The 9,023-nt window shown below is 66.8% G+C and carries 7 protein-coding genes; 1 reads left to right on the forward strand and 6 read right to left on the reverse strand.

Annotation, left to right across the window (positions count from 1 at the left end):
• The 5 genes from FVW27_RS01430 to FVW27_RS01450 form a co-directional block, all read right to left on the reverse strand.
• A partial coding sequence (locus FVW27_RS01430) for a HAMP domain-containing methyl-accepting chemotaxis protein (protein WP_167122106.1) occupies positions 1-1,883 on the reverse strand: 1,883 nt, incomplete at its 3' end.
• A gap of 365 nt (positions 1,884-2,248) precedes the next feature.
• Positions 2,249-2,557, reverse strand: a complete 309-nt coding sequence (locus FVW27_RS01435; protein ID WP_243838137.1) for a hypothetical protein — start codon at positions 2,555-2,557, stop codon at positions 2,249-2,251.
• 282 nt (positions 2,558-2,839) lie between these two features.
• Complete coding sequence (locus FVW27_RS01440) at positions 2,840-3,271, reverse strand: DNA-binding transcriptional response regulator (protein WP_167122108.1); 432 nt, start codon at positions 3,269-3,271, stop codon at positions 2,840-2,842.
• A 555-nt stretch (positions 3,272-3,826) separates the two neighbouring features.
• Positions 3,827-4,222 (reverse strand): dinitrogenase iron-molybdenum cofactor biosynthesis protein, encoded by a 396-nt coding sequence (locus FVW27_RS01445; RefSeq protein ID WP_167122110.1) that lies wholly within the window; start codon positions 4,220-4,222, stop codon positions 3,827-3,829.
• Positions 4,219-5,889 carry a sigma-54 interaction domain-containing protein gene (locus tag FVW27_RS01450; protein ID WP_341806029.1) on the reverse strand — a complete coding sequence of 557 codons (1,671 nt, stop codon included), beginning with the start codon at positions 5,887-5,889 and terminating at the stop codon, positions 4,219-4,221. The genes FVW27_RS01445 and FVW27_RS01450 overlap by 4 nt, the downstream gene beginning before the upstream one ends.
• Before the next feature lie 277 nt (positions 5,890-6,166).
• Here FVW27_RS01450 and FVW27_RS01455 point away from each other — a divergent pair, with 277 nt between their 5' ends.
• Positions 6,167-7,819, forward strand: coding sequence for a methyl-accepting chemotaxis protein (locus FVW27_RS01455; protein WP_167122112.1), 1,653 nt, complete (start codon positions 6,167-6,169; stop codon positions 7,817-7,819).
• Positions 7,820-8,675: 856 nt separating this feature from the next.
• Here FVW27_RS01455 and FVW27_RS01460 read toward each other — a convergent pair.
• A partial coding sequence (locus tag FVW27_RS01460) for a (Fe-S)-binding protein (RefSeq protein ID WP_279586586.1) occupies positions 8,676-9,023 on the reverse strand: 348 nt, incomplete at its 5' end.

Consider the following 9,023-nt stretch of genomic DNA (forward strand, 5'->3'; position numbering starts at 1 on the left):
GCAATGGCGCGAGGGGCCGCCTTGGGCTGCGCCCGACGCGGTGCGCGCCCCAGGCCGTCGTCCAGCGCCGCCACGCGGAAGCGCGAGACGGTGGCCTGCAACTGTTCGGCCTGGCTGGACAGTTCTTCGGACGTGGACGCCATTTCTTCCGAGGCGGAGGCATTCTGCTGGATGACCTGATCGAGTTGGGCAATGGCCTTGTTGACCTGTTCCGCGCCGACGTTCTGTTCGTTGCTGGCAGCGGCGATCTCCTGCACCAGTTCCGCGGTGCGGCGGATGCCCGGCACCATCTTGGTCAGCATATCACCCGCGTGCTCGGCCACGGCCACGCTGGAGGACGACAGTTCGCTGATCTCGGCGGCGGCCTGTCCGCTGCGTTCCGCCAGCTTGCGCACTTCCGCCGCCACCACGGCAAACCCCTTGCCGTGTTCACCGGCGCGGGCAGCCTCGATCGCCGCATTCAGGGCCAGCAGGTTGGTCTGGCGGGCGATTTCCTCGATGATGGAAATCTTGGCCGCGATCTCGCGCATGGCGCCCACGGTATCGCCCACGGCCTTGCCGCCGCCTTCCGCGTCGGTGGCGGCCTGCATGGCGATGGTTTCCGTCTGGCGGGCGTTTTCCATGTTCTGGCGGATGTTGGCCGCCATTTCTTCCATGGACGAAGATATTTCTTCAATGGCGGCGGCCTGCTCGGTGGCCCCCTGGGACAGGGTTTCGGCCGAGGCGGAAAGTTCCTCGCTGCCGGAGGCCACGTTTTCGGCACCGGAGCGCACCTCGGTGATCACCGAGACAAGGCCGTCCACCATGTCCTTCATGTCGGCGTACACGCCGCGCAGCCTGCCGCTGCCCGCGTTGAACGACACGTCCAGGTCGCCCGCGGCGATGCGCCGGGTGATGGCGGCCAGTGCGGCTGGGTCCGCCCCCAACTGGGCCATGACCACGCGGATCAGCAGCCATGCAATGACCACGCCCGCCGCCACCGCCACCAGGGCAATGGCGCCGGTCAGCAGTTGGGCCTGCTCGTTGGATGCCTGCACGCGGGGCCCGATCTCGCCCTGTTCTGTCTCGTAACTGTTCTGGATGGCGTCGCAGGCCTGAGCTATGACCGGGCCGAGCTTGGACAGACGGTTGTGGAACAGATCGTCGCGCTTCAGGGCCGCGGCGGACATGCGCTCGAATGCGGAAAAATAGTCGGTGCGCTGCTGGTACAACTCCCGCGCGCGGTCACGCAGCGCGGGGTTGCGCACATCCGCCACCAGCCGGTTGAAGGCCTCGCTCACCAGTACCGCGTCCTGCTTGGCCTGTTCCAGCCATTTCACGTCGGTATCGGCCATCATCTTGACCACGGCCACGCGCAGTTCCAGCATGGCACGAAGGACGGCCTCCGCCCGGGCGGCGCCCACCACATCGCCTTCACGCTGGGCCGCTTCCGCCAACTGGGCGAGAGCCTGCACGCGTTGCGCCCCCATGCCGTTCAGTGTGTTGATTTCGGCCTGACGCATCTGGTCGTGCTTGCGCAGTTCGACCACCCCGTCCGTGTACTGGGCAAAGGCTTCGATCACCGTGGCCAGATGCTTGCGGCTATCGGGGTTCTTGATGGACTTGTCCGCCTCGTCCAGGCCCTTGGCCAGTTCCGCGCGGGCGTCTTCATAGGAGCGCAACGCCGCCTCTGACGAGGAAATCATGTAGCTGAACACGCCCAGGCGCATCTGGAGCATGCTCGACATGATGCCCCCGCTCAGGAGCGAGCCGCGCGCCGTGCGCCGGTAGTCCGTAAAGCCGAACGTGGCATCCGACAGGGCCTTGTAGGAAATGCCCCCCATGGCAACCAGCAGTACGAGCACAAGGCCGAAACCCAGAATCAGCTTTTTGGCGAGCGTCATGTGTTTCTCCCGTCCGGAACGTTGACGTCACGACAGCGCGGGTTGGCCACACCACCATCCCGTGTGTCGCCAGGCCGGCCCACCCCCCGCACACGACTGGCCGAATGCGTCCGCCATGCTCGCCTGCCAGACACGCGGGCCGAACGTTTCGGCGGACGCTGCCACAGGGGCCTATCCGACAAACGCCTTCGACAAACGCGCAAGGCAAGCCCTTCAGGCAAATGCTTCGGACAAACGCTTTCGAACGCGGCGATGCCCCATCCGGCCCCTTGTCCAACCCAACCCCGTTCTGCCCAGGCGGCACCATGCTACCTGACAAGCCTAGTCATGCCCCCGCATGCGCGACATGATTATCACCGTTGCCGTCAGGCTGGCGTGGTGCCGCACAGCCTGACCGCAAGTTGCACGGCCCGCTCATCGTCGGGCGCCGCCAGCAGATCGTCGAACAGTTCCCCCGGCAGCACCGCAGGATCGTAGTCCAGCGTGAGCGTGGAGGTGAACACGTCAAACCGTGTCCCGCGCAGCCCAGGCCAGGTTTCCGGCGTCAGGGCGCGCAACTGCACGGCGGCCGGGTGCCGCAGCACGGCAAGATCCACCTTGAGCCGCAACCGACCGGGAGTATGATCGGCAACTTTCAGAAATTTCCTAAGGTCCGCAAGTACACGAGGGTTCATATTTCGTTGCATTCTCCTGTGCTGCACGACGATGCGGGGCGCCATACCCTACCCCGCAGGGTTCGCAGACGCAAGCAAATGCAAGAGAACAGGCTGGCCCGTCGCCATTTGCGAGCCTATACCCTTATACGCCGCAGTGACATCCCTGTGGCAACGCACCGGCATCCGGACAACGCACCACAACATGCCGGTGCGACCGCATCCGGCCATGGTAGCACCGCACCAGTACGCCCTGCCCCCCCTTCACCTTGCCGAACGGCATGGCCAACGCGCACCGCACTGTCAGGACACATCGCGCGAACCGGGCGCGTCGTGCCCCGCCCCCGACAGTGAAGGGGGGGCCAGACGACGGCGCTGCGCCACCGAGGCCACCTTGCGCAACATGGAATCCATGTCGAAGGGAATCAGGATGTCATCGTCGATGCCGCGCTTCATGCACTGGATGGACAGCCGCACCTGGTCGGGGCGGACCATCAGGATCACCCCCATGTGCGGGGCCAGCCGCCGCGCCGAATCCAGCAGCCCCAGGGGGCAGGGGGGGCCTTCGGCACAGCCGAACAGAAAAACGCTGAAGCCGCCGGTGGCCAGCAGGCGACGGGCATCGTCCGGCTCTGCCGCCACCACGCAGGCGCTGCCGCCGCCGCCCAGCAGTTCGGCCACGTGCCGGGCAAAGGACGTATCGGTATCGAACACCAGCACCGAGGTCATCCACATGATGCACCGGCCCTTGTCTCGCTAACCGGTTGATACGTTGATTGTTGCCGCGCCGAGGTGTCCCGCCCGGGAGCACGGGTCCGGGCGCCCCTTCAGCACAGTTCAGACCGGACACTGGCCGAACCGGGCGGAGAGGGGCAGAGGAAGATAGTACTCACCCGCACTGGCGTAGACACATCGTGAAATTCATAGCAATGTCCATTCCAGCATCATTTTCCTCATGGGTTCGGCATGTTGACGAACAGGCGCAACCAAAGCCCTAGCTCAAAGGCGAGCATGGAACGTGGCAGCGCGCACTCGCTGCATCAGAATGAAACATTTTGCAGCACACGGCACGGGCCGCAGCGAAGGAACCGAAAACGAACAAGGACGCCCGCCACGGTCGGAACGGCATGGCGCCCACGAATCGACGGCCCCGGACACCGGTCATGCATGCTGGCAAAGGATGGAAGGGAGGAAGGGGGAAGGAGCGGGACAGACAGGCGGGCAGCGAAAGAGCGGAAAAAGGTGAACGTCCGGCCCCGCCGTCGGTGGTGGTTGCCGGGCGGCAGGCCGCTACACCCCGCCCAGCACGGCATTGGCCTTCAGGGTACCGGCCAGCAGCGCCCCGATGACCGCATCACGCCCACCCACCACGCCATCCAGCACGGTGATGCGCTTCCAGGTGAGGTAGTCGTAGAATTCCTGTTCTATGCCGCAACAGACCACGATGGTGACATTCTCCGTCAGGATGATCCGGCACAACTCCTCGGCAGACGCGTTGGCCAGCACCATGGTGCGCGAGCGCGCCAGTCCGCCCTCGCTGTCGATGCGACCCAACCAGGCCTCGGAGGCGCGGTCGAAACGGGGAGCCACCGCGTCGCGGTGCAGGGCCACCAGCACGTTGCCGCGCACGCTCCCCCCTTGCCTTGCCGTTCTGGACGGCACCATGCCGTTGTCGTTGCCGCTCATTGATCCAACCCGTACTGGCGCATCTTGCGCCACAATGTGGTTCGCGCCCAGCCCAGCGCCGTTGCGGCCGCAGCGCGCCGCCCGCGTGCGTGCACCAGCGCCTCCATGATCAGGCGGCGCTCCGCCTCGGCCCATGTGGCATCGCCACGGGGAGCGCCGACGGGGGGTACGCCCTGATCAGAATACCCCTTGCCCGCAGCACCGGAACCCGCCACGGCCATACCGGTTGCAGCCCATTCCGTGCCCGCCGGATCAGGGCCGTCCGCCCTTCCGGGGACGCCGCCACGCGGGGCCTGCGCGCCTTCCCCACGCATCCCCTGTCCCGCCCCCGGGCCAACGCGGGCGCCGCCCTCATCGGACGCATCCTGCTCGCCGCTTTCCTCCAGCAGATAGCGGGGCAGATGGGGCAGGTCCACGTGGGTGTCCTGGCACACGTTGACGCAGTACTCCACGATGTTGCGCAATTCCCGCACGTTGCCGGGGTAGGCGTGTTGCAGCAGCACCCGCTCCGCCGCCGGGGTGAACCCGGCCAGCCGCTTGCCGAACATGCCCGCATACACTTTGAGGTAGTGCGCCAGAAACAGGGCAATGTCGTCGCCGCGCTCGCGCAGGGGCGGCAGGTGAAAACGCACCACGTTCAGGCGGTACAGCAGGTCCTCGCGAAAGCGCCCCTCGCGCACCATGCGCCGCAGGTCGCGGTGGGTGGCGGCCATGATGCGCACGTCCACGTGCACTCCGCGCGTGGAACCCAGCGGATGGATGATCTTGTCGTCCAGGAAGGTCAGCAGCTTGACCTGCAACGGCAGGGGCAAGTCGCCCACTTCCGTGAGGAACAGCGTGCCGTTGTGGGCCAGCCGGAAGCGGCCCGGCTTGTTTTCCGAGGCTCCGGTAAAGGCGCCCTTCTGGTGGCCGAACAGCTCCGATTCCAGCAGGCTTTCCGGCAGGGCGCCGCAGTTCACCTTGACGAACGGCCCCTTGGCCCGGTTGGAGGCATTGTGCAGCGCCTCGGCCAGCAGATCCTTGCCGGTGCCCGTTTCTCCGGTGACCAGCACGGAGGAATCCGTCTGGGCGATACCCGGCAGCAGCCGGAACACCCGCTCCATCTCCGGGCTGTGCCCCAGCATGTCGCCGAAGCCCTGCGGCCACTCGGGCCGGGCCTCCGCCGGGCGGAACAGGCGCAGGTCCTCCAGCGTTTCGAAGTAGCCCACCCTGCGGCCATCGGGGGCGGTCAGCGCGCCGCACGTCACCCGCACGGGAATGCGCGCCCGGTCGGCGTTGACGATGTCCGCCTCGCGCGCCACCGGGGCCACGGCAGCCGTGGGCGACTTGTCCACCACGTCCAGCGGGCAGCCCCCGGTGCACAGGCTGCATCGGAACACGTAACGGCACGGCAGGTTTTGGGTCCGCTCGCGCGGCATGGCCGTCAGGGCGCAGGCCGCCTGGTTCAGGAACACCACCCGCCGCTCGGCGGAAACCAGCGCCAACGGCAGGGGAATGCGGTCCAGCAGGGTACGCGCCGCCACCGGCTGCTCGAACAGCCCTTGCAGCAGCGGCTCCAACGTCGCGGCCATATCCCGTGTCGTCCCTTCGGCCATTCCCTCTCCCCTGCCCGCCATGTCCGGCATGCGCGTGGCCAGCCCGCTTACCCGGTTCACTTTCCGGCTCACCTTGCCCGCTCGCCATGCGTTCGCTGCATTGTGCAACGGTGCACAGCGCGCCCGATGCAAAATGTTGCAAAACTTTTCACAGCGCTATCCCATTCCCCGACACGGAGCAAGCAAGACCTTGCACAAGACAACCAATATGCCGAAATAACAAGCGAACCAAGTCATGTGAATTATGGAACGAAGCTTGCTGATCCCTTGAACCTGAACCGATGCAGCGAGCGCACACCACAGTGGACCGTGTCGCCGCCGCCGTCGTTTCCCAAAGGGGAGCATCTTCATGGGGATCAAGACCAGACTGTACCTGCTGCTCGTTTCCGTTCTCGTGGCCCTGGCCGCCATCGTGACCGCCAGTTGGGTGGGTTCCGCCAAGGTCGACCGGGCCCTGGAACTGCGCGCCCTGGCCGTGGACGCCAACACGGAGCTATTGCAGGCCCGCCGCCAGGAAAAGAACTTCCTCATGCGCAAGGAACAGCAGTGGGCCGACAAGACCCGCAAGCACATCGGCACCGTGGACTCGCTGCTGCAACGCATCGCGGCGGCGGACCCCGGCAACGCCGCCATGTGCGACAAGGGCCGATCCACCCTGGCCCGCTACAATGCCTCGCTGGACGAGGTGTTCCGCACGGTGGCCGAAACCGACGCCATGATCCAGGCGGGCCGCGCCGTGGAACCGGCGCTGGCCGACATCCGCAAGGCCTATGAAGACAAGGCCGATGAAATCTCGGACCTGGTCACGACGGTGAACACGGTCATCGAGGCGGGCATGGGCGTGCTGATCACCCTGTTCGTGCTGGCCGTGATTTCCGGCATCACCCGGTCGCTGGCCGCGTTGCAGGCCTTCTCGCGCGAGGTGGCGTCAGGCAGGCTGGATGCCACGGCCAGCGGCAGCATGGTGGGCGAGTTCGGCCTGCTGCGCGACGACCTGACGGCCATGGTCGATAGATTGAAGGAAACCCTGCACGACTGCTCCGCCAAGGGCGACGAGGCCCGCCATCAGGCGGAACAGGCCAGCGCCGCCATGCAGGCGGCCACCACGCGCGAGCAGGAAGTGAACGCACTGGTGGAAACCATGCGCCGCGTGGCCGCGGAGGCCGCCGCCATCGCGGGCGACCTTACCGACGCCTCGCAGGAACTGGCAGCCCAGACCCACCAGGTGTCCGTCGGGGCCGAGGTGCAGCGCGCCCGCATGGCCGAAACGGCCACCGCCATGGACCAGATGAACGCCACGGTCATGGAGATCGCCCGCAACGCCACCCTGGCCGCCGACGCCTCCAGGTCCACCCGCGAAGAAGCCCAGAAGGGCGCGCAGGTGGTGGAAAACGCCGGACGGTCCATCTCGCGCGTGCATGAAATCGCCACCCGCCTGCGCACCGACATGCAGTCGCTGGGGCGCGACGCCGAATCCATCGGCGAGGTCATCAACGTCATCAACGAAATAGCCGACCAGACCAACCTGCTGGCGCTGAACGCCGCCATCGAGGCGGCCCGCGCCGGCGATGCCGGGCGCGGCTTTGCCGTTGTGGCGGACGAGGTGCGCAAGCTGGCCGAAAAGACCACCAACGCCACCAAGGAAGTGGAAACGCGCATCTCGGCCATCCAGACGGCGGCCCAGCGCAACGTGAACAACATGGACACGGCCACCCAGGCCGTGGCCGACGCCACCGGCCTTGCCGACGAATCCGGCGGTGCGCTGCGGCGCATCGTGCAGTTCGCGGACAACACCGCCGGGCAGGTGCAGTCCATCGCCGCCGCCAGCGAAGAACAGTCGGCGGCGTCGGACCAGATCAGCCGGGCCGTCACCGAGGTCAACGACGTGGCCACCGAATCGGCACGGGGCATGGAGGCGGCCAGCGAGGCCGTGCGCGCCCTGGCGCAGATGGCCCAGCGGCTGCGGTCGATCATCCAGCAGATGGACGGCGGCAAACGCTGACCGCCGCCGCGCGCCACATTCGCAAACGCACCACGGGGCGGGCACATGTGTGTCCGCCCCGTTTCCGTCCTGACGATGGGTGCGGCAGGGGCGAATGCCCTGCCGTCCGCCCCCCTGACGTTCGCCGGACGTGCGTTGAACGTGCGCCGGACGCGCGCCGTGCCCGTACCCGTAGCCGGGGCGCTGAAAAGGCAACAGGCCCGGTGCACGGGGCACCGGGCCTGTCCTGCGTCGTCTCGCCTGTTCCGCCGGGGCGGAACCGGGAAGCGGCGGACGCGCACCGCCTGTCGCGTATCGGGCCGGGACTGCCGACTCACCGGGCCGTGCAAGGGCGGATTCGCCGTGTGGAGGCAGGCGATGTGAAAAATTCGTGCCGCTCGCGCAGGAGACGTCAGGGAGGAGAGGGTGGGGCCAGGGGTGTGGGCGTCCCTGGCCCCGCAGGGCAAGAGGGAGAACCGAACAGGCATGATCGGCGGGGCCGGGAGCACTGGCCCCGTTGTTCTCGTCTCTCAAATCGCCCCCGGCAGGGCGGCGGCCCGCCGTTGGGGGCGTGGGTACTCTCGTCTCTCCAGCATGGGGACGCCGTGGCGGCAGTTCCCATGTCGCGGTCGCCGCGGCGCCAGCCACTTCGGCTCGCGGCCAAATGCGGCAAGTGCGCCAGTCGCGGCGGCGTGCATCCGGCTGGCTCGCAAACTGTGCAACCAACCAGACACAATTCCTGCTTAGTCGAGTTCCCGGCAGGAGTCCAGCATTTCACCACAGGTTTTTGTGATTTTTTTAGCGAACGATTGCACATTGTTAGAGCATGAAAGCCACTGTCTTTCACAAGAGTGGACACATGCTTTCCCGGCAATTCCTACTCCGCAAGGCGGATGACCACTTCCGCCCCCGGCGAATAGCCCTTCAGTTCCGCCAGCATACCCTTCAGCGAGCCGGAAACGATGCGCGCAACAAAGGGATTCAGCCCCAGTTGGTGCCCGTTCACCGTCACCGAAAGCGGCCCGTCAACGGAACAACAGTCGTCCGGCACCGCCTGATGGGCCACCACCATGCGGGCGAACCCGGCACAGTCCTGCTGCCCGCAGGCGCCGCAGTCCAGCCCCGGCAGCACGAAGCCGCGCTCCGCCACCAGTTCCGCCAGCGCGTCCACGCTGGACGAGTCGAACCGGGGCAGCCCTTCCGCGCCCACCCCGCCGAAGGTGGC

It is taken from the genome of Nitratidesulfovibrio liaohensis (assembly GCF_011682075.1).
Taxonomy (GTDB): Bacteria; Desulfobacterota; Desulfovibrionia; order Desulfovibrionales; family Desulfovibrionaceae; genus Cupidesulfovibrio; species Cupidesulfovibrio liaohensis.

Coding starts and splice junctions, on each gene's coding strand:
- FVW27_RS01435 (WP_243838137.1), bottom strand. CDS start 2,557: ATGAACCCTCGTGTACTTGCGGACCTTAGGAAATTTCTGAAAGTTGCC.
- FVW27_RS01440 (WP_167122108.1), bottom strand. CDS start 3,271: ATGTGGATGACCTCGGTGCTGGTGTTCGATACCGATACGTCCTTTGCC.
- FVW27_RS01445 (WP_167122110.1), bottom strand. CDS start 4,222: ATGAGCGGCAACGACAACGGCATGGTGCCGTCCAGAACGGCAAGGCAA.
- FVW27_RS01455 (WP_167122112.1), top strand. CDS start 6,167: ATGGGGATCAAGACCAGACTGTACCTGCTGCTCGTTTCCGTTCTCGTG.